We start from the raw sequence: 25,162 nt of genomic DNA, 5'->3' as shown, positions 1-25,162 counted from the left end.
TGGCTCCTCGTGTTCGGCGTGGTCTGGACTTCCAGAAAACGCTAAGCCCGCGACCACCCGGAGGGAACGACCCGTTGCGCCAATCCGTACGCCGATCCGGCAACAAAGTCCCGAAATGCAGCAGAGCGCCCCTTCCGTGTGGAAGGGGCGCTCTGCTTACTGCCTGAATCAGTCCTTGCGCAGATCCGGACGCGGGATCACCTGAGTGTCGTCCGAGGTCCAGTCGTGCTCACCCGGAGCCGGCTCGGGCGAACCCTGGCCGCTGGGATTTTGGTTCGTTCCGCCGTGTGCAGCGCGGGCCGGAGTTCCGCCCTTGCCGCCGCGAAGGCCGAGGAAGATACCGGCGATCAGCGCGATGACTCCGAGGACACCTGCCACGATCGGGACGGTGCGGCCGAACAGCGAGAGCTTGTCCATGCCGTCACGCGCCTGCTGGACCTGGTACTCGATGGTCGCCTCATCGAAGGGCAGCGTGACCTTGAGAACCTCGACGTCGACGGCATCCTTGTTGCGGCCGTAGTACTGGTGCAACTGCTCCTGGCCCTTGACGACGACACCGGTCTTGGGCTCGACCCACAGGTCACGGACGTTGGTGTACCAACGCGTCATCGTGATCGGGGTTGCGCCGCCGGGAACGCCCCAGGTGTCAGCGGGAAGGCTCAGCTTGTTGGTGGGGGAGTTGACGACCTTCGACAGGTCGACGGGATCGATCGTCTGCTGGAAGTGGTACACCTTCAGACCGTTGATCTCGGTCTCTTCGACGAAGTCGATGTCCTTCGTGGCGCGAGCGTTCAGGTCGAAGTAGGGGTAGCTCTTCTGTTCCGTGTTGAACGGGAACTTGTACTGCAGACCGTCGCGGGAAACTTCTTCGGCGGGCTGGTCGCTGGACGTCTGGACGGTTCCGACCGGATCGTTGGTCGGCATCGAGCTGACGCGATCGAGCGTGACGCGGTCCAGGGTTGCGGTCAGCAGTCCGGTATCGCCCTGCTTGTCGGTACGACGGACCGTCTGGCCGGCTTCGACGGTGATGATGTCGGCGTCGGACGGGTCCTGCGTGGTGACGTAGCGCTGAGCGACGATCGGCACGTTGGTGTCGACCTGTGCCTTTCCGCCGAGGAGGGCCGCCGAGTTGAGGACGCTACCGGTGCCTGTGGCGACGGTGGTCACCTCGAGGTCGAGTGGCGTCTTCTCCAGCTTGCCTACCGTGTAGGTAGGAATGAGGATGGCGATGGCCAAAAGGAAGGCACCGAGGCCCACCAGAATGCAAGGAAGTATCCGGCTCGGCCCTGAGCGTTCCGCCATGCTGTGACTCCTAACCCGTTAAGTCTTTCGAGGTTCCCCAACCGGCACAATATGAGCTGCGCAGATCGCATGGGGCCCCCGATGGACACCATGTGTGGCAGAACACTAACAGTCCACCGGCCCGGTTTGTCGCATGAGGGCATGAATTGGCCAGGCATTTTGTTGTGAGTCCCTGGTGGTTTCCCTCAATCGGCCTGGGGTGCACACTTATCCGTGATGATCAGTTCCACGAATTCCTCTCAGACGGTCCCGCCACAGGCTCGGGGCTTCGTTCCGGCTTTGGACGGTATGCGTGGATTGGCCGCGCTCGGCGTCCTCGTCACCCATGTCGCGTTCCAGACCGGTGAAGCGCAGTCCGGTGCGATCGGGCGCGCGTTCGGTCGACTCGATCTCGCCGTAGCGGTGTTCTTTGCCTTGTCCGGATTTCTCCTGTGGCGCCCCCACGCGGCAAAGGCTCGCGGAATCGGGCAGCCGCAGTCGACCGTCCGGTACTGGATCTCCCGCGCGACGCGCATTCTGCCGGCGTACTGGGTGGCAGTGGTCCTGATCCTGCTGTTCCTGCCCGGTGCCGGCGGGGGCTACCAAGTGTGGTTGGCGAATCTCGGGTTGGCGCAGGTCTTCGTGCCGTTGACACTCACCGAGGGCCTCACGCAGATGTGGAGCCTGTCGGTCGAGGTGGCGTTCTATGTTCTGCTGCCGCTTTTCGCGTATCTGATGGTCCGACTACGAGGAAACTCGGTCCGGTTCCGGCTGCCGCTTCTGCTCGGGGTGTCGGTCTTGGCCTTGACGTGGGCATTCATTCCGATTCCGACGCCGGACGCTATCCACCACGACAACTGGTTGCCGGGCTACCTGCCGTGGTTCGGCGCCGGCATGGTGCTGGCCGAGCTGGCAGTGGGCCCGTCGACATGGGTGCATCGCCTCGCGCACCGTCGGGTACTCCTGACCCTGATTGCCTTTATCGCCTTCGTTCTCTCGTGCACTGATCTGGCCGGGCCCGAAGGTCTGGTGCGGCCTGAGCCGTGGCAGTACGCGATCAAGATTGCACTCGGTGCGATCATCAGCTTCTCGCTGATCGCGCCACTGGTTCTGCGCGATCAATCGCAGCATCGGTTCCTGGCCAGTCCTTTGGCGCTGGCAATCGGACGCTGGTCCTACGGCCTGTTCATCTGGCACCTGGCCGTACTGAACGCTGTGTTCCCCGTATTCGGCATAGTTCCGTTCTCGGGCAGCTTCTTCTACGTCCTGGCCCTCACGGTCGTCCTGAGCGTCGCTGTGGCCTCGGCCGGTTACGCCTTGGTGGAGGAACCGGCGCGCGTCGCGGTCACGCGGTGGGAGAAGCGCCGCCACATCGGTGAACCGGCGAAGGGCAACGCGGCCAACCCGGTCACGACCAAGGCCACCAACATCGAGAACTGAATCGCGAACGAGTCGCCCACATAGCCGCCCGGCGCCCGCCACGGTCCGGTCGAGAGCAGCGTGATGCCGATCATCGCGGCCACGCCGGCGGTGCCGACGAGAATGCGTGCGGTCCGAGCCGGGCCGAAGATTCGCAGCGCGGCAAGTCCGAGGATCGAGCACACAACTGCGATCGCCGCTCCCACTCCGCCGCCGATGACGGTGGCCGCCGCGAGCATGCCCACCCATCCTGCCGCGACGCTGCGCCACGGTCGGGGTGGTGTGAGGGGCTTGGGCTCTCGGCGCGTGGGGACAAGAGCCGCGAACAACAGCGGGATCAGCAACACGAGCCCGCCGAAGATGCCGAGGCGGTACCAACGGTCGCTGGGGAAGTCGATGGTGACGGTTCCCGCGGTGCCTGCCGGCACGATCCAGCCCTGCTGCCAACCGTTCACGACCACCGGCGTCAGCTCGGAACCGTCCGGCCCCGTGGCGATCCAACCGACGCTGGTGCTCTCGGGATTGACGATCAGCTGATCGGCGGACGAGCTCGTGACGGTGAGTTCGCGGTGATTCGCCGTCCACGCGGTCGATTCGAGCGGTGTATTCCGTTGCGCGGCTGAAGGACCGACCGCCGTCAGATCGAGATTGTCGACCGAGAACGCGGGGCCTGGTTCGACGACCACTTCAGGCTGTCCCGCCGGCAAAGTCGCCGAAGCGTCCAAACCGCACACACGTGCCTCGACGGGTGCGCCGGTCCGAAGTTGCGTCGCCGTCGCCGTGATCGAGGTGGGGAATTGCTGTCCGGCAACCGAAATGGTCGGGCCGTCGCCACAGGTGACGGTGACGGTGCGGTTGTCGAATGATTCTGCGCCCTGCACTCCGGAACCGGCGATCGGGGTTCCGTCGGCACCGACGACGCCGACCTCGGCGAGGCCGGTGGGCTGCGCCTGGGCGAAGCCGAGCGCCGTCTGATCGAGGACCGGTTCCCAATCGGTGATGCTCAGGACGATCTTGTCGGTGACGAAGGGGGCGAGGGTAACTCGACTGGTTCGAGGCGTGTCGTCCGAGGGTTCGGGCAGCTCTCGCACCTGCGGCCCGTTGCCGAGATTCACCGCGACACTGGTCGGCAGCGACGGCAGAGTGCCAAGTCCCCGGGTGATGTCCAGGCCGGTGACCAGGGTGGGCTCGGGAAGATTGAGAGTCAGCGTCGGTTTCGGGCCGCCCGGTTCTGTGGTGCTCTGCGGCGCCGACCACGTGGTGCGTGCGTCGCCGTCGGTGGCAGCGAAGGCAGATCCGCGTGTGTCGCCGATGTCGCTCGAACCCGAAGCCGTGATTCGGCCGGGGACGGAAAGCAGGTCTTCGAGAGCGTTGCCCTGACGCGCTCGGACAGTCAGTGTCGGTGCAACGACTGTGTTTTCGGCCACCGTGAGCGTGCGCTGGAAGCGGCTCGGCTCTTCCGGTATCGCCATGAATGCATTGCTGCACCGCACGCGGTCCGTCGAGTCGGCGCAGGCGTTGCGGCCGGGGAACTCCTGGCTCAGGTTCCACGCGTTCACAGATGTGCCCGTCGGCGTGCTCGGCAGGACTGTGTCGAAACGGATCGGTACGGTCTTCGGCGCGCTGCGATCGGAGAAGTCTTCGACGGAGAGTTCGCTGATGCCGAACTGTGTTCCAGGAGATCCGTTTTCGGTGTGAGTCGCTGTGACGCGTACCCACGGCGTGTTGCCGCCCGGGATCGAGACGGTGATGGGCTCACCGGGACGCTCCACCTTCACCGCCGTGCTGCCGTTCGGTGTCGAGACCTCGAGCCATTTGACGGGAGCTCCGATTGCCGCGGCACTGGTGGTCAGATGAAGCAACCCACTGGAAATCGGTGTGTCGAAGTCGATCTGCAACCACTGGCCCAGTGCGCGCTCGATGCCGTTGCTGAACCAGCCGGTGGCCGGATCGCCGTCGACCGTCGACGCGGGACTGCTCGACGGTGAAGTGCCGCCCAGCTGGGTGGCGTCGGAGGCGGCGCTGGAAACGGTGATCGAAGCTCCGCTCCAACGGCCTTCCACGAGAGGCGTGTTCGCAACCGGGTAGTCGGGCACCAGATTGTAGGTACGACGAGCGTCGTCAGGGGTGCGAAGGGCGGAACTGTGGTTGTCGACCTGACCGAAATCGGTTTCTCGATCGCGCGGTGTGTCGGTGACGGTGACAGAATCGACGGGCAGTCCCGCAGCTTCGGCGTCGGCGGCGAGAATCATCGGCCCGGTCCCCGGAACCAGCCCGCTTTCGTGAAGTCGTACAGACGATTCCGGCCCACCTTGTACACGCGGAACCTGGTTCAGGTCGACGGAGTACGGGCCACTGACCGCCGGGGTGCCGTCGGGCGGGGTGACCTCGAAGATTTCGATGGCCGGGTAACCGGGACGCAGATCGCTGTCCGCGACCAGCCCTTCGATCTGTTCGGGGCTGTCGTCTTCACCGAAGTGGGCGACTCGCTCGATCCCCGGCGAGCCTTCGACCGCCTGGTGCACGAGTATCGGCCTGGCCGATCGCGACGTTTCGCCGTCGAGGTCGTTGCGCATCACCAGGTAGTGGATGCCCTGCCCAAGCAAGGTCTGCGCGAGGCCGTCCGACGGCCGTCCGTCGGCGATGAGACGTTGCACCGAATCGAGCGCTCGGATGGCGCCGGGAGGGGTCAGCGGGACCGAGTCACGCACCGCCCACGGCGTACTCGCCAAAGCCTGAAGCGGTTCGTCACGCGTCAGACCCCAGACCTGGCTGCCGAAGGGCGCTCCCGGGACGACCAGGGCACGTTCGGCTTCCGATCCGGGGGAGGTGTTGTCCTCGAGCCACTGCGCTGCTTCGTTCCAGTACGAGGGAACGTCCGGATAAGCACCGCGGGGAGCGAGCTTTCCCGTCCAGGCCAAGGCAGTCGAGAGGGTGAGGGCAACGAGGATCAGGCTGGTCAGTGCGACCATCGGTTCGCGCTCGGGATGGGCGAACGCGCGGCGCCATCGGGCGAGTGGAACCGATCCCGGTAGTGGCACTTTGGCCAGCAGGTGTGCGAGTCCGAGCACCAGCGGCAGACGGACCAACGGCTCGAGCTTGTGGACGTTGCGCAGCGGAGCGCCCGCCGAGTCGAGGAACAGGCGTACCGACTCCGACACCGGTGAGCTGAGTTCACCAACGTATCCCGCGGCCAGGCCGGTGATACCGACGAACAGGATGAGCGTCAGCCGGCCGCGAGCAGGCATGGACCGCATGCAGAGCCCGGCGAGGCCGGCGGCGGCAACCAGACCGGTGGCGACAACTGCTGCGGGCTGGGTGACCAGGACGGCGCCGGCAATGCGTTCGGGGGAGACGAACGGGGTCCAACTGTCCGTGCCGCGAAGTATCTCGGCCAGCGACGCCCATTGCGTGGTGACACCGGCGGACTCGATGTAGTCGAGGAACGGTGGGCTGATCTTGCCGAGCAGAAGCAGCGGCACGATCCACCAGAGCGTGCCGAGAGCGACGAACAGCGCCCACCACGCGGTGAACGTCAGCCATGTTCGGTTGGGTTTGTGCGAGAGCCACCAGATGATCGCGACCAGGCAGGCCGCGGCGGTGGCGACGGCATTGATCGAACCCATGAGCGCGACGGCAAGCGCGGATTGTGCGGCTAACCGCCTCAACCCCCGTGAGTGGTTAGGGAGTCCAGGGACTCCTTTTCCACGCACAGGGCCGAAGGCCAAAATCACCGGCAACAACACCCACGGCGCCAACATCATCGGCAGGGTTTCCGAGGAAATCGAACCGAGCGTGGTCAGCACGCGGGGAGAAAGAACAAAGGCAACCGCTGCGATGACGCGCGAACTACGGCTGCCGATACCGAGAGCCTCGGCAACTCGGATGATGCCCCAGAATCCTGCGATCAGAAGCAGCGCCCACCAGATGCGCTGGGTGATCCACGGCGGAACGTTCGCCAACTCGCCGAGCGCGAAGAACGGCCCGTGCGGAAAGAAATATCCGTAGGCCTGGTTCTGAACCTGGCCGAGCGGGGCCTGACTACTCCACTGATGCGACGCGCGTTCGAGAAAACCGAACGGATTCTGCGTCAGGTCGTACTTGGTGTCAGCGGTGATCAGACCCGGCGATTGCAGAAAAGTGAGAAGAAACGCTACGACGGAGGCGCCGAACAGCCACCGCTTCGACAGGGGCTCTGCCGACGGGGCGGTGTCTACCGAAGACACCGCTGCGTCGGCGGAAGAACGGGAACTCGCGAGGCCTGCGCTCTCAGCGGCTGCCGTACTCAACCTGGTTCAGCACGGAAGAATCTGCGTTTCCGCTGCGGTCGATCTCGGGACGAGTGTTGTCCGACGCGGCGGCCGTGACACCGAAGATGACGCCGGCACCCAGAACGGCACCGATGACAGCGCTGGCCACACCGGGGACAAGGAACTTCGTCATCGCGGATCTCCCAATTGGTCGTTAGTCGGTCGTTCGCGGTCGGACGGACTTACCGGCCCGTACGAACTGCTCGGGTCAAGGTATCACCCGCACTCGAGAATCCGGACGATTACCCTCGTGACGTGCTGGTCAGTCGAGGGTTTCGGCACCGAGCGCGGTCAACAGAGTGCGCAGTTTCGTAGATGTCTCGTCGAGTTCGTCCTGCGGATCCGATTCGGCGACAATTCCACCACCCGCGCTGGCCCAGGCGTTGCGGCCGTCTGCACTGATCTCGGCGCAGCGGATGGCAACCACCCAATCGCCGTCACCGGCCTCGTCGCACCATCCCACGGCGCCGCCGTAGAAACGCCGAGGCTCCTCGGTCTCGCGGATGACTTTCAGTGCCGCGTCGGTGGGTGTTCCGCACAGCGCGGGCGTCGGATGCAGCGCGATGGCGAGGTCGAGCGCAGTGGTGTCGTTTCGCAGCGTGCCGCGGATCGGGCTGGCCAAGTGCCAGACCTCGTGAGTATTGGTCAGTTCGGGAGTTGCCGGTACCGACAGATCACTGCACATCGGTTGCAGGACCTCGCGGATCCACGCCGTCACGAAGGCGTGCTCGGCCAGATTCTTCGTCGAATGCAGAAGGCTTTCGCCTGCCTCGCGGTCTTGATCGGCGTGGGCGGATCGCTTGGTGGTGCCGGCCAACGGGCGACATGTCACGACGCGCCCGCGTCGACTGACCAATACTTCGGGCGTCGCGCCGACCAGGCTGTGGCCCTCGAATTCGGCTCCCGCAGCAGAGAGGTCGACGGCAAAGGTGTTGGCGACGGGATTGAGCGCCGCCATGCGTGCGGCGAGCGCGGTCGGGGAGATCGGGGTCTGCGTCCGAAGTTCCACAGTGCGAGCCGCGACAACCTTGTCGATCTCGCCGCTGCGGAGGCGTCCGATCAACTTTTCCACCCGACGAAGATGCTCCGACGACGACGGGATCTCCCGGTCAACCCGGGTCGTGGGCAGGGCCTGGGGATCGCGCGGTTGCCACGGCCGCGACTTGATCGTCGCCTCGGCAGGTTCGTACAACGCCGTTGCGGCAGCCGGGTCGAAGGGGAGCGCTCCGACGATCAGCTTTGTCGTACCTGCCGACAGAGCGTGGGTGGCCGCGTCGGAGCTGTCGAAGCTGCGTCGTACGCCGCGGGTGACCACGCTGTGATCGGGGCGCGAGAGAACAAAACCGTCCATGGTGGCTTCGACACTAGTCGGCCACGGATCAGGAATGCGCGAAGGTCACTTCCCTGGAGGGACGATCAACACCGGCCGATGACTGTGACGCAGAACATGATCCGCGACGCTGCTCTGCAGTAGCGACCGCAAACCCGTAGTGCCACGGGTGCCGGTCACGATGATGTCGACGTCCAATTCGTCTGCGGTTTCGCAGATTGCAGACCAGATCGCGGATCGGCACTCGGCGCTTCTGCCTTCGACGGTCAGGCCTGCGGCCTCGGCCAGTGCGACGCCCTCGGCGAGGGTGACTTTGGCGTCGGTGTACGCGATGTCCTCGACGTCGTCGTCGGGAACCCACTCCGGTTGCATCACCCCGGACAGGCCGGACATGCGAGCGGCCTGGCGAACCATCGGCTCCCAGGCAGTGACGAGAACAGCACGATTGGCGGAGAGGAAACGCCCCGCATAGTCGACTGCACGCTTGGCGTTGTCGGAACCGTCGTACGCGATGAGCATCAGACCTTGTGGCATCACGACCTCCTCGTCAGCGGGGGAATCGGTTCTCTTCCAGGCTACCGTCCCGATGTGCCCGTGAGGGAGTGTATGGGTACCGGGTCCGTTACGGTCGAGGTATGCGGATCAAGTTTCTGAAGGCTGCGACGACCATTGCTTTATGCGGAGGGTTGGTTGCGGGATGCTCGGGCGAGAACGGGACCGCCGATCCGGTTTCGAGCGCCCCGACCAGCACCACCTCCGAGATCACGTCGACGCCTGCGGCATCCAGCTCCGCGCCCGTCGCCGCGTCGTGCGGTAGTGACCTTCTGGCTTCACTGTCCCTGCGTCAGAAACTTGCCCAGCTGCTCAACGTCGGCGTCACCGGGACCGACGACGCGTTGTCGATAGTGCAGAACGAGGAGATCGGCGGCATCTTCGTCGGAAGTTGGACCGATCAGTCGATGCTCACCAATCGCGAAGTGCCGCAGGTTGCTTCGGCGTCGAAGTTGCCGTTGATGGTGACGATCGACGAAGAAGGTGGACGAGTTTCCCGCGTCGCGGACATCCTCGGGCCCGATCCGTCGGCCAGGGAAACAGCGCAGACCATGACAGTGGAACAGACGTACCAGATGGCGCTCGAGCGTGGACGTGGGTTGAAGGATCTCGGGATCACCGTCAACTACGCCCCCGACGTCGACGTCAGCAGCCAACCCGACGACTCCGTGATCGGGGACCGCTCGTACTCCGACGACCCCCAGACCGTGGTTGCCTACGCCGGTGCGTACGCGCAGGGTATGCGCGATGCCGGAATCTTCCCGGTGATCAAGCACTTTCCCGGACATGGCAGCGCGTCGGGTGACTCGCACCGGGGTGAGGTGACAACGCCGCCCTTGCAGGATCTGATCGCGTCGGACCTGATTCCCTTCCGGGAGCTGTCGGGAACCGGAGTCGGCGTCATGATGGGTCACCTCGAGGTTCCCGGTCTGACCGAGCCCGGTACCCCTGCCAGCATCAGCCCCGCAGCCGTTGCGTTGCTTCGCGACGGAGTGGGTTACGGCGCAGCGCCGTTCACCGGCCCGGTATTCACCGACGACCTCAGCGGAATGCAGGCGATCACCGACCGATACGATATTGCCGACGCGGTTCAGGCTGCGCTGGTGGCTGGAGTCGATCAGGCATTGTGGCTGACAACCGACGACGTTCCGCGGGTGCTCGACCATCTCGAGCAGGCCGTCGCGTCCGGTGAGCTTCCGCAGGCGCGGGTCGATCAGGCCGTGGTCACAGTTGCCACTGCCAAAGGTGCCGTGACCTGCTGAGTCGAAGTCAGGATTCGACGCACAATCTTACCGTAGAGTAAGATCGACATTTACCCTGTGGTTGGAGGAAGCATGGCCGGCGGTACCAAGCGACTGCCACGCGCAGTGCGTGAGCAGCAGATGCTCGACGCGGCTGTGGACGTGTTCTCCGACAGGGGGTTTCACGAAACTTCGATGGACACCATCGCAGCCAAAGCCGAGATCTCGAAGCCGATGCTGTACCTGTACTACGGCTCGAAGGAAGAGCTGTTCGCGGCGTGCATTCATCGTGAAGGGCTCCGCTTCCTCGAAGCGCTCGCCCCGGCCGGCGCGCCGAACCTGACTCCGCGTGAACAATTGCGCGCCGCTCTCGAGGGCTTCCTCGGGTTCGTGGGCGCAAACCGCAAGTCGTGGATGGTGCTCTACCGTCAGGCCGTCGGGCAGCAGGCTTTTGCGGGAACCGTGCAGTCCAGCCGCGATCGGTTGATCGAGTTGACTGCTCATCTGCTCGAGTCCAGCACCAAGGATCCTGATGCCGCGCACGACTACGGGATCATCGCCATCGCGCTCGTCGGCGCCGGTGAGGCGGTAGCCGACCGGGTCGCGGGTGGGGAAATCGAAGTGGATGCCGCAGCGGATCTACTCGAATCCCTCGCGTGGCGCGGTCTGTCGGGCAAGAAGAAGTCCGAATAGCCCCCCAAACCAATCTGAGCGAACGTACCTTTCAGCGCATCCAAGGCGCTGAAAGGTACGTTCGCTCAATTGGGGTGGGTCGAAACCCGACAAAACTCAGGTCAGCGCAGCGTCGCAGTGACGTGCGGGTAACCCTTCTTCGGGTGACGCAGCGACAGATCCCAGCCGTCGTTGGTGCGGTCGGCGTAGGCATTCAGCGTCGCCGGTAGCAGAATCGGCTTGCCGAAACGCACGCTGTAGGTGACCTTGTCCGCGACGGATCCCTCGACGGTCCGCAGAACTGCCGCGGCACTCCACATTCCGTGAGCAATGGTCTTCGGGAAACCGAAAGCCTTGGCGCCCAGAGACGAGACGTGAATCGGATTGCGGTCGCCGGAGACGGCGGCGTACTTGCTGATCGCGGTCTGGTCGACGCGGATGGTGCTCATCGGCATCGGCGGGACCTCGTCGACCTTGGGCTCCGGACCTGGCTGGCCGGACAGGGAGGTCTTCTGCTGGTTCAGGAAGCTCGAGGTCTGTCGCCAGACCAGTTCCCGTCCCACCCGAATTTCGGTGATCACGTCGATCAGCAGGCCCTTGCGGTGCTCACGCAGGTTCTCGGCATGCACCGAGAGGTCAAGCGGTTCGCTGACGGAGATGGGCCGCAGCGATTCGATGACGTTCTCGGCGTGAACGGAGCCGACGGCGGCGAAGGGGAAGTCCTTCGACACCATCAGCTTCATCACGGTCGGGAAGGCCAAGGTGAAGGGATACGTGATCGGCAGAGTGTCGCCGAATCGCAGTCCGGTCACGCGGCAGTACGCCGCCAGATTGTCGGTGTCGACCTTCAGTCCGGTGAGGGTGAAGGTCTGCTGTGGCACCGAGCGCGAGTTGGACTTGTTCCACGGCAACAATCCCAGTACCGCCCGGGAGTAGATGTCGATGGTCTTCGGCTGCTCGGTGAGCGCGACGGTCTTTGTTGCCATCATGCGCCCAGGAGGCTCTGGCCGCAGACGCGAACGACCTGTCCCGTAACGGCATTGGAGGCCGGGCTGGCGAAGTATGCGACGGTCTCGGCGACGTCGACGGTCTCGCCGCCCTGCAGGAGCGAGCTCATGCGGCGGCCGGCTTCGCGGGTGGCGAAGGGGATGGCTGCGGTCATGGCGGTCTCGATGAAGCCCGGTGCGACGGCGTTGATGGTGATGTTCTTCTTCGCCAGGACGGGAGCTTCGGCGTGTACGAGGCCGATGACGCCGGCCTTGGAGGTGCCGTAGTTGGTCTGGCCGCGGTTGCCCGCGATGCCGGCGATGGAGGAGACGTCGACGACGCGGCCGCCTTCCTTGAGGGCGCCCTTCTCGACGAGGTGCTCGGTGATCTTCTGCGGTGCAAGAAGATTGACGTTCATGACCATGTTCCAGCGGCCCTCGTCCATGTTGGCGAGGGTCTTGTCGCGGGTGATGCCGGCGTTGTGGACGATGATGTCGGCTCCGCCGTGACGCTCGAGGAGGTGAGCTGCGAGGACCTCGGCTGCGTCGGCCGCCGTGACATCGAGGGCGAGGGACGTGCCGCCGACCTTGTTCGCGGTCTCGGACAGTGCTTCGCCGGCGGCCGGGATGTCAGCGCAGACCACGTGTGCGCCGTCGCGGGCCAGGACCTCGGCGATGGTGGCACCGATGCCGCGGGCTGCGCCGGTGACGACGGCAACCTTGCCTTCGAGCGGCTTGTCCCAGCTTGCGGGCGCGACGGAATCTTCAGCACCGACGACGATGACCTGGCCGTCGACGAAGGCGGACTTCGCCGAAAGGAGAAAGCGCAGAGTCGATTCCACGCCGGACAGTCCGGTGGACGCCTTGGGGGAGACGTAGACCAGCTGAGCGGTGGAGCCGCGCTTGATCTCCTTGCCGACGCTGCGGGTGAAGCCTTCGAGCGCGCGCTGCGCGACATGCTCGTCGACGCTCGACGTTTCTTCCGGCGTCGTGCCGAGAACGACGACGCGAGCCGACGGTGCGAGGTTGCGGATCACGGGCTGGAAGAACTCGAACAGCTGCTCGAGCTCGCTGACCTGAGTGATTCCGGTGGCGTCGAACACGAGTCCGCCGAAGCTGCTGTCGTGTGCCTGAGCCGCGGGGTAGTCGGAGAGCAGTACGCGAAGTGGTTCTGCGAGCCGACCCTTGCCGCCGATGAGGACAGGTCCGGCGAGTGCGGGTTCCCCTGCTTTGTAGCGACGCAGGTTCTCGGGCCTGGGCAGGCCGGCCTTCGACGCGATGAATGCGCCGGGGGCGGACGAGAGGAACTGTGAATAGAGGTCGGGAGCTCCCTTGCTGGCTGCCACGGTCCTACCTTCTGTTGTGTTTCGGGTTGTCTCTCACCGGGCAATCGGAAGAATGCGGCGATAGACAAGTAACTTACTACTGAGTAAGAATAGTCTTCAACAGGTAATCGCACCATCCTTGGAGACGCAAGTGACAAGCAAAGCCCGTTCAAACGCAAAGCCCGCCGCACCGCGCACCGCACCGGCCGCAGCCGCTGCGAAGTCCGCAGGTCAGCGCCGTCCGGTTGCGATCGTCGGCGGAAATCGCATTCCGTTCGCACGCTCGGACAAGGCGTACGCACAGGCGTCCAACCAGGACATGTTCACCGCGACGCTCGACGGTCTGGTGAGCCGATTCAATCTGCAGGGCGAGAAGCTCGGCATGGTCGTCGGCGGTGCGGTGCTCAAGCACAGCCGTGATTTCAATCTCATTCGCGAGTCCGTTCTCGGCAGCGCGCTGAGCCCGTACACGTCGGCGTACGACCTTCAGCAGGCGTGTGGCACGGGACTGCAGTCGATCATCGCCGTCGGCGACGCCATTTCGGCCGGCCGCATCGATTCCGGCATCGGCGGCGGCACGGACACCACGTCCGACGCCCCGATCGGCGTCAACGATCAGGCGCGCGAGTTCCTGCTCTCCCTCAATCGCGCGAAGTCCACGGGCGACCGCATCAAGCTGCTCGGCAACGTCCGTGCGGGCATGCTCGGCCTCGAAATTCCGCGCAACGGCGAGCCTCGCACCGGCAAGTCGATGGGTGACCACGCTGCGATCACCGCCAAGGAATTCGGCATCAAGCGCGAGGATCAGGACGAACTTGCCGCTGCCAGCCACAAGAACATGGCAGCTGCCTACGACCGCGGCTTCTTCGACGACCTCGTCACCCCGTTCCTCGGCCTGACCCGCGACGACAACCTCCGTCCCGGTTCGACCGTCGAGAAGCTGTCGACGCTCAAGCCCGTCTTCGGTACCAAGCTCGGCGACGCGACGATGACGGCAGGCAACTCGACGCCGCTCACCGACGGCGCTTCTGCAGTGCTCCTCTCCACCGACGAGTGGGCAGCCGAGCGCAACCTTCCGGTTCTGGCGCACCTCGTCGATTCCGAAACCGCTGCCGTCGACTACGTCCACGGCAAAGACGGGTTGCTCATGGCTCCCACGTACGCGATTCCGCGTTTGCTGGCCCGCAACGGTCTGACCTTGCAGGACTTCGATTACTACGAGATCCACGAAGCCTTCGCTTCGGTGGTTCTGGCAACCCTGCAGGCCTTCGAGTCCGACGAGTACTGCAAGGAACGCCTCGGCCTCGACGGCGCGTTGGGATCGATCGACCGAAGCAAGCTCAATGTCAACGGATCGTCCTTGGCTGCAGGTCACCCGTTCGCGGCAACCGGCGGACGTATTGTGGCTTCCCTCGCAAAGATGCTCGCGGAGAAGGGTTCGGGCCGCGGCCTGATCTCGATCTGTGCGGCCGGCGGCCAGGGTGTCACGGCGATCATCGAGCGGTAACCGCTCCACAATCTCCCCACGTGCGTGAAAACTGCGCTCACCTGCAGTGATCGTCGCGAGGGGATGCGTAATCGGGGATCCGGCCACGAGGGGTGGCCGGATCCCCGAACTCTTTGCAAACTTTTTCGCGCAGGCGTGTAACGCTGCAGAATAGCTACCGATATTCATGACAGCCCCGTGTTGCTGCCTGACCCCCGACCTGGCAGCAGCGCGGGGCTCTCGTATGTCCGGATATCCTGTATTGAGTTGTCGGTGAGCGCCGCAGCGACGGTTGATGCAGCGAGGAGCCAACAGGTGAGTGACGAAGAGGGTCCGTCCGTCGAGAAGACGAACAGCGAGGACTCGTCCCTCCCGGAACAGGAACTCGAGTCGGTCGGGGAACCTCAGGCGGTCGAGGAACCTCAGGCGGTCGAAGAGACCGAGTCGGTCGAGGAACCCAAGACCCCTGAGGACACCGAGGCAGTTGTCGAGGCTGAATCAGTAGGACCTGAACCAGCCGAAGCACCAAGGCCAGTCGACGAAGACGCAATCGATTCCACAGAAGCGACAGTCGACGAAGCAGTAATCGAGCCGACCGACGTCGAGACAACATTCGACGAGCCGACAATCGACGAGCCGACAATCGTCGAGCCCACAATCGACGAACCGGCCATCGACGAATCGGCAAACGAGGTCACCACCGTCATCCCCGTCGTCCCAGCGGAGGATGCGCCGCCGACGGAAGTAGTCGACTCGGCTCCGGCGACAGAAACCATCGACGAGCAGACAGAGCAGTTCGAGCCCCCGGCAGTGGTGGTTCCCCCGAAGCCGCCGCGTCCCGAGTTCGTGCAGCAGTACGACACCCAGCAATTCGAACCCATCCAGCAGCAGTACGAGCCTGTTGTCCGCGAACCAGAGGCAGTTGCACCACCAGCACCGCAACAACAGCCAGAAGCGCCCGCTCCGGAGTCTTCCCGTAAGTGGGTCAAACCGGCGATAGCAGTCGGCGCCATCTTTGCGGTCGCAGTGATTGCCTACGGAGTGGACATCTTCACGTCGTCGGGGAAGACACCACGCGGCACCCAGGTCGCCGGGGTGGACATCGGTGATCTCACGCCTGCCGACGCAGAGGCCACGCTGCGCGCCGAACTCGGCCCAAGGCTCGTCGAACCGGTAGCGGTACATGCCGGCGGCGTCGATTCCGAGATCGTTCCCGCATCTGCGGGTGTGGACGTCGACTGGTCGGCGACGCTCTCGGGCGTGAACGCTCAGCCGATCAACCCGATCACCCGCATCACGTCGTTCTTCGGCTCCCGCGAGGTGCCCGTGGTATCGACGGTCGACCAGGGTGCGTTGGATGCCTCGATGTCGCAACTTGCGGCGAACAGCGATCGTGCGCCCGTCGAAGGCGCAGTCGTGTTCGAGAGTGGGAAGGCGACGGGTGTTTCACCTGCCGCCGGCCAGGCTCTCGAAACGCAGCAGGCGGGCGCAACGTTCGCCGCGGAGTGGTCTGACGGTGGCGTCGTCGATCTTCCGGTCGACGAGGTGCCGGTGACGGTCACTCAGGCCGGTGTCGATCGCGCACTGCAGGAGATTGCCATTCCGGCTGCCTCGGGTGATGTCGTGGTCAACGGCCGTGACGGCAAGGTTGCGACGCTCGGCGTCGACCAGATCGGTGAGGTTCTGACCTTCACACCTGACGGCTCGGGTGGGCTGACTCCGCAGTACAACACGGATGCTGCGATCAAGATTCTGACTCCGCAGTTGGTATCGACTGAAGTACAACCCAAGGACGCGTCGTTCACCTTCGCCGGTGGTAAGCCGTCGGTTGTGCCGGGTGTTGTCGGTGATCTGATCAACTGGCCGGACACGGTCAAGGAACTTCCGGTTCTGCTGGGCAGCACGGCTTCTCGGGCAACGCCCGCCGTGTACGGACCGGTCCCGCCGGCGTTGACCACCGAAGCCGCGGATGCCCTCGGCATCAACGAGGTGATCGGCGAATTCACCACCGGTGGTTTCGAATACGCGTCTGGTGTGAATATCGGCCTGGCCGCATCGGAGATCGACGGGGCCGTGATCAAGCCAGGGGATACGTTCTCGCTCAACGAGTACACGGGTCCGCGCGGTGCGGCTCAGGGATACGTCGAGTCGGGGATCATCAACAATGGTCGCCCGGACAAGGCTGTCGGCGGCGGTATCAGCCAGCTCGCGACGACGCTCTACAACGCGACGTATTTCGCAGGCATGGACGACGTCGCGCACACCGAGCACAGTTACTACATCTCGCGGTATCCCGAAGCGCGTGAGGCGACCATCTTCGATGGTGCGATCGACTTGCAGTTCCGTAATCCGGCGAAGACCGGCGTGATGATCGAGACGATTGCGACGTCGTCGAACATCACCGTTCGGATCTGGGGAACCAAAACCGTCGATGTCGCTTCGACGACCGGCCCGCGTACGTCGCCGACGTCGCCGAACACCGTGACGTTGCCGGAGGGGCCTGGTTGTGTGGCTTCGAGCGGTGCGCCCGGATTCACGGTCAGCGACACCCGCGTCATCACCGACCACGCGAGTGGCGCCGAGATTTCCTCGAACACCCGGACCGTCAAGTACGACCCGGTGCCGATCGTGAAGTGCGAGTAGGGAACTACTTGCCGACGAGTGGGCCGAGGGTGCGGCCCGCGAGGTCGACGATGCCTGGCTCTTCGCCGTTGGTGATCAGGTTGATCACGACGCCGTCGATGCCGTGGTCGAGGATGCGCGTCTGAACCTGCTCGGCGACGTCGTCCGGGCTGCCGACGAAATGGCGTTCGGTGGCCTTGGCGACCACGTCTTGCGGCGCCGTGGTGATGTCGAGGCCACGCTCCGCGAGAAATGTTCGCTGATGCGCGCGAGCCTTGTCGCCGTCCTCGTCGATCATCATGAACGTGAGGAAGCTGGTCTCGAGGGTTGCGGGATCGCGACCGGCTTCGTCGCAGCGTGCCGCAAGTGCTTCCATCTTGCGCGGCAGTTCCGAGGGGTCGCAGATGATGTTGAGGTGATCCGCGAAGCGAGCGGCGAGGCCGAACGTCTTCTTCTCACCGCCACCGCCGAGCAGGATCGGTAGGTCGTCGCGGACTCGAGGCTCGTTGATGGCGTCCTTGACGTGGTACCACTTGCCGTCGAAGGTGGGGCGCTCACCGCGGAGCATCGGCGCGATGATCTGCAGTGCTTCGTCGAGCTTCTGGAAGCGCTCGGTGAACGTTCCGAACTCGTATCCGAACGAATTGTGTTCGAGCTCGAACCAACCGGCGCCGATGCCCAGGATGGCCCGACCGCCGCTCACCACGTCGAGGGTGGTGACGGTCTTGGCGAGCATGGGCGGATTGCGGTAGGTGTTTCCCGTGACCAGTGCAGACAACTGGATGGTCTCGGTGGCCGTCGCCAGCGCGGAGAGCGCCGAGTAGGCCTCGAGCATCGGGGCGTCCGGCGCTCCGATTCCGGGGAGTTGGTAGAAGTGATCCATCACGAATGCAGTGTCGAAGCCTGCGGCTTCGGCTTCGCGGGCCTGCGCTATGACGGTGGGGAAGAGGTCCTTGACCGGACCGCCGTAGCTGAAGTTGGGCATCTGGTATCCGAGGCGAGTGCTCACCGTTTCGACGTTACTCGCGATCGGTTGACCTGGCACGATTTTACCAACTCTATGGATTCCGTTGTGCTGGGCAGACTTCCGGAATTCAGAGAAGTTCTTCGGCCGCTTCGCGTCGCTTGGCGCGCTGCTGGTGGCGCTTTACGCCCAGGACGGCGGCTGTGACGCCGACGAGTGCACCGACTCCAGCGCCGGCCCAAGTCGAGATTCCGTCGCCCGGTCGAGCTACGAGTTGGGCGACGACGCCGATCAATGCGATCAGATAGACGGACCCAGCCATGAGTACTCGGGGCGGCAGACCCTTCATGCTTGTGTAGGCGTCGACGTCGTGAGCCTGCGCATACCGCAGTACCACCATCGAGCAGATAAACCATCCGATGATCAGTCCCACTGAAATCCATGCGCCGGTTCGTCCGGCAACCCACGGCAAAATTGCCGCTGCGATCAACGTGATCCAATAGGCGAATTGGAATCCCACCGCCGAGGCTTCGTTCCAGACGTCGCGCTGACGCTCGTCCTTGTAGAAGTCGTCGTCCAGATCTCCGACGAACCGCATTGCCTTCATCATGGTGCTCATGCCGTCTCCTCTGGAATTTCTGCGGTGAGTGCCGATTCGGGTAAGGGAAAGAGCGCTTCGACGGTGGTCCCCAGTGCCAGTGCCAGGCGGAGTGCCAGGTAGACACTCGGTGCGTAGTCGCCGCGTTCGACGGAGACGATGCTCTGTCTGCTCACCTGACCTGCCGTGGCCAGTTGCGCCTGGGTGAGGCCGGCGAGGCGTCGGTGCTCCCGCACGTTGTTGTCGCCGGCCTTTCCAGTCATAGGAAAAGTAAAGAATACTTGTCACATGATGTCAAGTTTACTTGTCATATGAGAGGCTGAAGAGCATGCGTGAACGATTTCTCGAGATCGCCCTGGCCAATCCAGTGGTCGCAACGATCGTGGATCGGGCGCCGAAGCTGGGATTGTCGGAGTGGTACCTGACGGCGGGTGGGCTCTTCCAAACCGTCTGGAATCACATCGACGGCCGTGACCTCGGCGCCGGAATCAAGGACTACGACCTCTTCTATTTCGACGCCGGCGATCTGAGCTACGACGCGGAGGACCGTGTGATTCGTTCGGCGGCAGAACTGTTCGCCGATGTGGATGCCGATGTCGAAGTACGCAACGAAGCCCGCGTGCACCTGTGGTACGAGCAGCATTTCGGGATTCCCGGCGTTCCGTTCACCAGTTGCCGCGACGCTATCGACCACTTCGCTTCCACAACTTGCTGTTTCGGGATCACCAAGGCCGCGGGCGGCACTGTGGACGTGTATGCCCCGCATGGATACGACGATCTTTTCGACATGATCGTCCGCCCCAACCCGGTGCTGGCGCCGAGAGAGGTTTACGAGGCCAAGGCGGCACGGTGGCGCAGGGAATGGCCTGCGCTGACCGTGGAGCCTTGGCCGGAGACCCTGACCTAGACTTCGATCGGCGGATGCAGCCTGTCCATGGTCCATTGCCGATTTCGGCGTGCAGCAAGTGAACTGGCCCCGAGTGAGGCGACGAGAAGGCCGCCGAGGACGGCGATCGAGACCCACAGTCTCGAGTCGATACCGCCGACGGTGAGTTGTCGTAGCCCGTTCACCGCGTAGGTCATCGGGTCGAAGGGGTGGATGATCTGGAACGGTTTCGCGGTGGTTTCGACGGGATAGATGCCGCCGGCCGAAACCAGTTGCAGCATCAGGAACGCCAGGGTGATGACGCGTCCGACGGATACTCCGAAGATGGCGTTGAATGCCTGGATCAACGCCATATACGTGGCAGTGATGAGCATCAGGAATCCGACGGTGCCGAGGGCGTGTGTGGGATGCAGGCCGACGGCGAAGTGCACGACCAGGTACATCACGATCACCTGGCAGATGCCGATGAGCAATGCCGGCCAGTACGAGGCGAGGACCACTCGCAGCGCGCCGAGTCCGTTTGCGATGGGCCGGTTCTGGAGCGGCTTGAGCAGCATCCAGGTGATGATGCCGCCCACGAACAGCGCGAGGGGCAGGAAGAACGGAGCAAAACCGGTACCGAAGGTACTTGCCCGGTTTTCGTAGGTCTCCTGTAGTTCGACCGGGCTGGAGAGGGTTTGAGCGGTTGCGGTTCGCTGCTGATCGGTCCAACTGGGAACCTGACCGGCGCCCTCGGTGAGTTTGGTCGCGAGTTCGGCAGACCCGGCACGGAGTTGCTCGGTGCCGTCGGCGAGTTTGGCTGCACCATCGGAGAGTTGGACGCTGCCGTCGGTGAGTTGAACCAGTCCACTGCTGAGGGTTTGAGCGCCGTCGTTGACTTGCTGACCGCCGTCACGCAGCTGCACCAGGCCGTTGCGGAGTTCACCGCCGCCGTTGGCCGCGGCATTCAGCCCGGCTCGGAAGGTGCTCGACGGATCGTCGAGTTGGTAAGCGAGTTGTTGTGCACCGCTCTTGAGTTCGCCTAGTTGGCCCATGGTCGCTTCACCGAAACCCTGAGTGCGCAGCATGTCCTGGGCAGGCGCGAGGGCATTGGCGATCTGTTGGCTGACAGGATCCGGGTTCAGCCGAAGGCTGGCCACTGCCTGCCCGACCAGCTGTGCGACGTCTGCTTGTGTGTTCCCGAGGACGCTCAGTTGGTCGACGACCTGAGTGACGCCACCGCTGAGTTGGCTTGCGCCGTCGCCCAGTTGGACGGCTCCGAGATCGAGTTGCCCCAAACCGTCGGTCAGTGCGAGGACACCGTCCGTGGCGGTGTTGATTCCGGTCGAGAGTTGCGCTGTACCGCCGGCAAGAGTGGCTGCACCGTCACGTGCGGTAACCATGTTGTCTGCCAGAGTTTTCGAGCCCGACGCCAATTCGCCGGCTCCGGCGTTGGCAGTGTTCACTCCGGCCGAGAGCTGGAGTGCTCCGTCGGCGGCCTGCTTCAAACCTGCACCCGCGTCGGTCAATCCGACCAGGACCGTCTCGACGGACTGCGCGCCGATCTTGTCGCTGACTTGACTGAGAACCTGCTGGGCGGCATTTTGGCCGATGATGGTGCCGAGGTAGTTGTTGACGTCGTTGAAGGTGAACTGCAACTGAGCTTTGTGGGGGTCCTTGGACGTCGGGGAGGCAACGGCCTCGCTGAAATTCTCGGGCAGAGTGAGAGAGAAGTAGTACGTCCCGTCCGAGACTCCCTGTTCGGCTTCCTGCTGTGAGACCAGGTGGAGATCGAGCTCACCGGAATCGAGAAGTGCTTGGCTTACTTCGTCGCCAGCCTTGAGCTCTTGACCCTGCACCATTGCACCGCGGTCGGTGTTGACCAGTGCGACGGGGACCTTGTTGACCTCACCGAACGGATTCCAGAAGGCCCACAGGTACATTGCGCCGTACAGCAGTGGCATCAAGATGATGGTGACGAGTGCGATCCTGGGCATCGCGCCGCGGGAGAACCGCTTGAGTTCGGTTCCGAGAGACATTCCAGCGAGCATCGCGGTTACCTCGCCCCTTCTTGGTCGGGATTGGTGACTTCTTGGAGCAGGGCGACGGCATCGATGGGTGATCCGTCGGGCAGCGGGTTGACGGTCGACGCGATGATGGTCTGGTAGCTCCCCATCTCGACGAGTCGCTCGACGAGGTACGCGCGTTCGGAGTCGCGCCGCACCTGTTCGAGATCGTCGACGACGAGCAGGGCCGGCTTCTTCGTGTTCGCGACGGCGATACGCAGCAGGGTCGCCTCGAGTTCCCCGAGATCGCTGACGTACCGGCCGAGCGCAGGTAACGGATGATCGCCGAAGACGGGAGCGCACACCGCTTCGAGTTCGCGGTCTCCGGCACGTCCGATGAGCTTGTACCAGGGCGCATCCCAGCGAATTTGTTCGGTGATCAGATCTCGGACGGTGACGGACTCGGCAAGCTCGTCGATGTCCTCGAACCCGGCGACCCCGGCGATCTCGAAGATCTCTCGGGGACGCGTTCGACCGAAGACGGACAGTGATCCGGAACTGGCTTTCATTCGTCCGCTGAGTGTCAGAAGTAAGGACGTACGTCCTGAACCGGCGGAGCCTTCGAGGATGGTCACACCGCCCGCACGAATCTCGAGATTGACGGGTCCGAACACCGGCCCCCATGGGCCGTCGAGCGCCAAGTCCGTGGCGGTCAATGCCAGTTCAGGGGCGTAATCGAGTTGTGCGTGCTCTGGTGCGACCACGATGATCACCTGTCTGTTGATCTACTCGGCCTCGAAAGAACCGAGTGCTGGTTCAGTGGACGTTCGTGCTCACCCAATCACATCGGTAGCGGGCGAGCTGTCCCATGAATGGGATGTGTCGGACACGTCCGGCAACTTGGAGACCGAACGGTATGTATTCTGTTGGAAACGGAACGGGGGAGTCGAGGTGCCGGTTCGTAGACGCGGTATGTGCGCGGTACTGGTCATGGCCACCCTGTCGGTTGTCTCCTGTGCCGGCGAGCGCGAGTCGCCCCCGTTCGTGTCGAGCGAAAGGCTTTTCGAGTTCACCGGTCGCAATGTCGGACCCTTGACGGTTCCGCCCTTACCCTCCGATCGGCACGAGTCCGAAGCAGCGCCATACGGTGCCATCACCCTGTCCGGTGGGTGGAGCGGCGCAGCCAGTGTCTCGCTGCCTGGATCCGTCACGTGTTTCGAGCACAACTGGGCGGATTCGCTGCCCGCCGGTCACCGTCAGTGGGCCTACGAGGTGCACACCAGTTCCTTCTACGAGTACGACGGCGGCGGCGAATATCCGGGACGTGATTTCCAGTTGCAGGTCTACGTGAACGAGAAACCCGAACCAGGTCAGCACGGGTCCGCGATCATGAAGTTCTCGGATCAGAGTGGACAGTTCGTGTCCTTCGGCGGCGGCGACGACAAGTCCGTCGAAATAGTCAGTTCTCCCGACCGCAGGCGCGTGGCGCTTTCCCTGGCGGGTACGGCGGCACGACCGGGCGAGCAACCGACGACGTCCGTACTGTCCGCACAGATCAGTTGCCCGACCGTCGAGCGCAGATGACCACAGATTGCATTGACTGCCGAGCATGAAAATGCCGGTCCCGAAACATTCTCGGGACCGGCACTTTTCATGAATCAGGAACGAATCAGAATGCTGCTTCGTCGATCTCCATGATGTCGTTCTCGGTGTTCGCGATGATCTCGCGTGAAGCGGTGAGCTCGGGCAGGACGTTCTTGGTGAAGAAGGACGCGATGGCGACCTTGCCCTCGTAGAAGCCCTTGTCCTTGTCGGAAGCGCCGTTGTCGAGTGCTGCGAGAGCGATCTCGGACTGGCGGAGGAGCTGCCAGCCGATGAGCAGGTCGCCGACGGACATCAGGAAGCGGACGGAGCCGAGGCCGACCTTGTACAGCTCGGTGGGCTGCTCCTGAGCTCCCATGAGGAAGCCGGTGAGCGTGGCAGCCATGGCCTGGACGTCTTCGAGTGCGGTGGCGAGCAGTGCGCGCTCCGCCTTCAGGCGACCGTTGCCGGCTTCGCTGTCGATGAAGGTCTTGATCTGTCCGGCAACGTGAGCGAGCGCGACGCCGCGGTCACGAGCGATCTTGCGGAAGAAGAAGTCCTGAGCCTGGATGGCCGTGGTGCCTTCGTACAGCGAGTCGATCTTGGAGTCGCGGATGTACTGCTCGATCGGGTAGTCCTGCAGGAAGCCGGAGCCACCGAGGGTCTGCAGGCTGTCCGTCAGGTACTGGTACGCACGCTCGGAGCCGACGCCCTTGACGATCGGGAGCAGCAGGTCGTTGACGCGGAACGCGGTGTCCTTGTCTGCGCCCGAGACGAGCTGGGCGACAACCTCGTCCTGGTGTGCTGCGGTGTAGAGGTACACCGCGCGCAGGCCTTCGGCGTATGCCTTCTGCATTGCCAGGCTGCGACGCACGTCGGGGTGGTGCGTGATGGTCACGCGCGGTGCTGCCTTGTTGGTCATCTGGGTCAGGTCAGCACCCTGAACGCGCTGCTTGGCGTAATCGAGAGCGTTGAGGTAACCGGTGGAGAGGGTGGCGATTGCCTTGGTGCCGACCATCATTCGAGCGTGCTCGATGACGTCGAACATCTGGGCGATGCCGTTGTGGACCTCGCCGACCAGCCAGCCCTGTGCGGGGATGCCGTGGCCACCGAAGGTGACCTCACATGTGGCGGAGACCTTCAGGCCCATCTTGTGTTCGACGTTGGTGACGAAGACGCCGTTACGCTCGCCGAACTCTTCGGTCTCGAAGTTGAAGTGTGTCTTCGGGACGAAGAACAGGCTCAGGCCCTTGGTGCCGGGTCCGGCGCCTTCGGGGCGAGCGAGAACGAGGTGGAAGATGTTCTCGAACAGGTCGTCCGAGTCGGCCGAGGTGATGAAGCGCTTGACGCCCTCGATGTGCCAGGAGCCGTCGTCCTGCTTGATCGCCTTGGTGCGTCCGGCACCGACGTCGGAGCCGGCGTCGGGCTCGGTGAGGACCATCGTGGCGCCCCATCCGCGTTCGACGATGGTGGCTGCCCACTTCTTCTGCTCTTCGGTGCCGTTGTTGAACAGCACGTCCGCGAAGGCGGGTCCGGCCTGGTACATGTGCGCTGCAGGCTGTGCGCCCAGGATCAGCTCACCGATGGCCCACACGACGGAGCGGGGAACCGGCACGCCGCCGACCTCTTCGCTCAGTCCCATGCGGTACCACTCGGCATCCCACAGAGCCTTGAACGACTTCTTGAAGGATTCCGGAAGTGCAACGGTGTGCGTCTCGGGATCGAAGACAGGGGGGTTGCGGTCCGCGTCGGCGAAAGATTCGCCAAGCGGTCCCTCGGCCAGGCGTGCGACCTCTGCCAGCATGTTGCGGACAGTGTCGGCATCCAGGTCGCCCCAAGCGCCTTCGCTCAGTGGCTTCTCCAGTCCGAGAACCTCGAAGAGGTTGAACTCCAGGTCCCGAACGTTGCTCTTGTAATGGCCCAT

Annotated in this window: 19 protein-coding genes and 1 pseudogene; 7 read left to right on the top strand and 13 right to left on the bottom strand. The window is 63.9% G+C overall.

From position 1 onward, the window contains the following. Nucleotides 1-168: 168 nt before the first annotated feature. Nucleotides 169-1,302 (bottom strand): DUF3068 domain-containing protein, encoded by a 1,134-nt coding sequence (locus tag EEB12_RS10045; protein ID WP_019747133.1) that lies wholly within the window; start codon nt 1,300-1,302, stop codon nt 169-171. Nucleotides 1,303-1,518: 216 nt separating this feature from the next. Here EEB12_RS10045 and EEB12_RS10040 point away from each other — a divergent pair. Further along, nucleotides 1,519-2,568, top strand: a pseudogene (locus EEB12_RS10040) (acyltransferase family protein); the annotation flags it as partial. Between the two features lie 23 nt (nt 2,569-2,591). Here the strand turns inward: EEB12_RS10040 and EEB12_RS31040 are convergent. From EEB12_RS31040 to EEB12_RS10020, 4 genes are all read right to left on the bottom strand, one after another. Next, nucleotides 2,592-6,926 carry an alpha-(1->3)-arabinofuranosyltransferase gene (locus EEB12_RS31040; RefSeq protein WP_141487883.1) on the bottom strand — a complete coding sequence of 1,445 codons (4,335 nt, stop codon included), beginning with the start codon at nt 6,924-6,926 and terminating at the stop codon, nt 2,592-2,594. 43 nt (nt 6,927-6,969) lie between these two features. Further along, nucleotides 6,970-7,143: a DUF2613 domain-containing protein gene (locus tag EEB12_RS10030; RefSeq protein ID WP_003945488.1), complete on the bottom strand. Its 174-nt coding sequence runs from the start codon at nt 7,141-7,143 to the stop codon at nt 6,970-6,972. Nucleotides 7,144-7,272: 129 nt separating this feature from the next. Then, nucleotides 7,273-8,361 carry an isochorismate synthase MenF gene (locus EEB12_RS10025; protein ID WP_141487714.1) on the bottom strand — a complete coding sequence of 363 codons (1,089 nt, stop codon included), beginning with the start codon at nt 8,359-8,361 and terminating at the stop codon, nt 7,273-7,275. A 45-nt stretch (nt 8,362-8,406) separates the two neighbouring features. Next, nucleotides 8,407-8,874, bottom strand: a complete 468-nt coding sequence (locus EEB12_RS10020) for a universal stress protein (protein ID WP_003945900.1) — start codon at nt 8,872-8,874, stop codon at nt 8,407-8,409. Nucleotides 8,875-8,975: 101 nt separating this feature from the next. On the opposite strand from EEB12_RS10020, the gene EEB12_RS10015 reads away from it, so the two are divergent. Continuing rightward, complete coding sequence (locus EEB12_RS10015; protein ID WP_019747138.1) at nt 8,976-10,154, top strand: glycoside hydrolase family 3 N-terminal domain-containing protein; 1,179 nt, start codon at nt 8,976-8,978, stop codon at nt 10,152-10,154. 72 nt (nt 10,155-10,226) lie between these two features. Continuing rightward, complete coding sequence (locus tag EEB12_RS10010; protein ID WP_003945885.1) at nt 10,227-10,826, top strand: TetR/AcrR family transcriptional regulator; 600 nt, start codon at nt 10,227-10,229, stop codon at nt 10,824-10,826. A gap of 101 nt (nt 10,827-10,927) precedes the next feature. Here EEB12_RS10010 and EEB12_RS10005 read toward each other — a convergent pair whose 3' ends face one another. Next, nucleotides 10,928-11,791 carry a MaoC/PaaZ C-terminal domain-containing protein gene (locus tag EEB12_RS10005; RefSeq protein ID WP_141487882.1) on the bottom strand — a complete coding sequence of 288 codons (864 nt, stop codon included), beginning with the start codon at nt 11,789-11,791 and terminating at the stop codon, nt 10,928-10,930. Continuing rightward, nucleotides 11,791-13,137 carry a 3-oxoacyl-ACP reductase gene (locus EEB12_RS10000; RefSeq protein ID WP_003945596.1) on the bottom strand — a complete coding sequence of 449 codons (1,347 nt, stop codon included), beginning with the start codon at nt 13,135-13,137 and terminating at the stop codon, nt 11,791-11,793. The genes EEB12_RS10005 and EEB12_RS10000 overlap by 1 nt, the downstream gene beginning before the upstream one ends. A 130-nt stretch (nt 13,138-13,267) precedes the next feature. Between EEB12_RS10000 and EEB12_RS09995 the strand changes: the two genes are divergently transcribed. Further along, on the top strand, nt 13,268-14,623 hold the full coding sequence (locus EEB12_RS09995) for an acetyl-CoA C-acetyltransferase (protein WP_019747140.1): 1,356 nt from the start codon (nt 13,268-13,270) through the stop codon (nt 14,621-14,623). A gap of 294 nt (nt 14,624-14,917) precedes the next feature. Beyond that, nucleotides 14,918-17,245, top strand: a complete 2,328-nt coding sequence (locus EEB12_RS09990) for a VanW family protein (RefSeq protein WP_141487713.1) — start codon at nt 14,918-14,920, stop codon at nt 17,243-17,245. A gap of 4 nt (nt 17,246-17,249) precedes the next feature. Here EEB12_RS09990 and EEB12_RS09985 read toward each other — a convergent pair whose 3' ends face one another. The 3 genes from EEB12_RS09985 to EEB12_RS09975 form a co-directional block, all read right to left on the bottom strand. Further along, nucleotides 17,250-18,233 carry an LLM class F420-dependent oxidoreductase gene (locus tag EEB12_RS09985; protein WP_030534635.1) on the bottom strand — a complete coding sequence of 328 codons (984 nt, stop codon included), beginning with the start codon at nt 18,231-18,233 and terminating at the stop codon, nt 17,250-17,252. 85 nt (nt 18,234-18,318) lie between these two features. Further along, nucleotides 18,319-18,807: a hypothetical protein gene (locus EEB12_RS09980; RefSeq protein ID WP_021343067.1), complete on the bottom strand. Its 489-nt coding sequence runs from the start codon at nt 18,805-18,807 to the stop codon at nt 18,319-18,321. Beyond that, a complete protein-coding gene (locus tag EEB12_RS09975) occupies nt 18,804-19,049 on the bottom strand; it encodes a helix-turn-helix transcriptional regulator (RefSeq protein ID WP_019747144.1) in 246 nt (81 codons plus the stop codon). Before EEB12_RS09975 ends, EEB12_RS09980 begins: the two co-directional genes overlap by 4 nt. Nucleotides 19,050-19,114: 65 nt before the next feature. On the opposite strand from EEB12_RS09975, the gene EEB12_RS09970 reads away from it, so the two are divergent. After that, a complete protein-coding gene (locus tag EEB12_RS09970; RefSeq protein WP_141487712.1) occupies nt 19,115-19,693 on the top strand; it encodes a nucleotidyltransferase family protein in 579 nt (192 codons plus the stop codon). On the opposite strand, the gene EEB12_RS09965 is transcribed toward EEB12_RS09970, so the two are convergent. Then, complete coding sequence (locus tag EEB12_RS09965) at nt 19,690-21,702, bottom strand: YhgE/Pip domain-containing protein (protein ID WP_021333162.1); 2,013 nt, start codon at nt 21,700-21,702, stop codon at nt 19,690-19,692. The genes EEB12_RS09970 and EEB12_RS09965 overlap by 4 nt on opposite strands. Before the next feature lie 5 nt (nt 21,703-21,707). Then, a complete protein-coding gene (locus tag EEB12_RS09960) occupies nt 21,708-22,430 on the bottom strand; it encodes an ATP-binding cassette domain-containing protein (protein WP_019747147.1) in 723 nt (240 codons plus the stop codon). 178 nt (nt 22,431-22,608) lie between these two features. Between EEB12_RS09960 and EEB12_RS09955 the strand changes: the two genes are divergently transcribed. Then, the gene (locus tag EEB12_RS09955) at nt 22,609-23,241 is read left to right on the top strand and encodes a hypothetical protein (protein ID WP_230587413.1); all 633 of its coding nucleotides are present in this window, start codon (nt 22,609-22,611) and stop codon (nt 23,239-23,241) included. An 85-nt stretch (nt 23,242-23,326) separates the two neighbouring features. On the opposite strand, the gene EEB12_RS09950 is transcribed toward EEB12_RS09955, so the two are convergent. After that, nucleotides 23,327-25,162: an acyl-CoA dehydrogenase gene (locus EEB12_RS09950; RefSeq protein ID WP_020906438.1), complete on the bottom strand. Its 1,836-nt coding sequence runs from the start codon at nt 25,160-25,162 to the stop codon at nt 23,327-23,329.

This window comes from Rhodococcus sp. WS1, from assembly GCF_003797745.1.
In the GTDB taxonomy this organism is placed as follows: domain Bacteria; phylum Actinomycetota; class Actinomycetes; order Mycobacteriales; family Mycobacteriaceae; genus Rhodococcus_F; species Rhodococcus_F erythropolis.
Note: the sequence above shows the minus strand (reverse complement) of the source record. Positions and strands in the feature narration are given on the sequence as shown.

Excerpts from the sequence above, each read along its gene's own strand:
- EEB12_RS10045 (WP_019747133.1), bottom strand. The coding sequence starts at position 1,302 with ATGGCGGAACGCTCAGGGCCGAGCCGGATACTTCCTTGCATTCTGGTG.
- EEB12_RS10030 (WP_003945488.1), bottom strand. The coding sequence starts at position 7,143 with ATGACGAAGTTCCTTGTCCCCGGTGTGGCCAGCGCTGTCATCGGTGCC.
- EEB12_RS10025 (WP_141487714.1), bottom strand. The coding sequence starts at position 8,361 with ATGGACGGTTTTGTTCTCTCGCGCCCCGATCACAGCGTGGTCACCCGC.
- EEB12_RS10020 (WP_003945900.1), bottom strand. The coding sequence starts at position 8,874 with ATGCCACAAGGTCTGATGCTCATCGCGTACGACGGTTCCGACAACGCC.
- EEB12_RS10015 (WP_019747138.1), top strand. The coding sequence starts at position 8,976 with ATGCGGATCAAGTTTCTGAAGGCTGCGACGACCATTGCTTTATGCGGA.
- EEB12_RS10010 (WP_003945885.1), top strand. The coding sequence starts at position 10,227 with ATGGCCGGCGGTACCAAGCGACTGCCACGCGCAGTGCGTGAGCAGCAG.
- EEB12_RS10005 (WP_141487882.1), bottom strand. The coding sequence starts at position 11,791 with ATGGCAACAAAGACCGTCGCGCTCACCGAGCAGCCGAAGACCATCGAC.
- EEB12_RS09980 (WP_021343067.1), bottom strand. The coding sequence starts at position 18,807 with ATGAGCACCATGATGAAGGCAATGCGGTTCGTCGGAGATCTGGACGAC.
- EEB12_RS09975 (WP_019747144.1), bottom strand. The coding sequence starts at position 19,049 with ATGACTGGAAAGGCCGGCGACAACAACGTGCGGGAGCACCGACGCCTC.
- EEB12_RS09970 (WP_141487712.1), top strand. The coding sequence starts at position 19,115 with ATGCGTGAACGATTTCTCGAGATCGCCCTGGCCAATCCAGTGGTCGCA.
- EEB12_RS09965 (WP_021333162.1), bottom strand. The coding sequence starts at position 21,702 with ATGCTCGCTGGAATGTCTCTCGGAACCGAACTCAAGCGGTTCTCCCGC.
- EEB12_RS09950 (WP_020906438.1), bottom strand. The coding sequence starts at position 25,162 with ATGGGCCATTACAAGAGCAACGTTCGGGACCTGGAGTTCAACCTCTTC.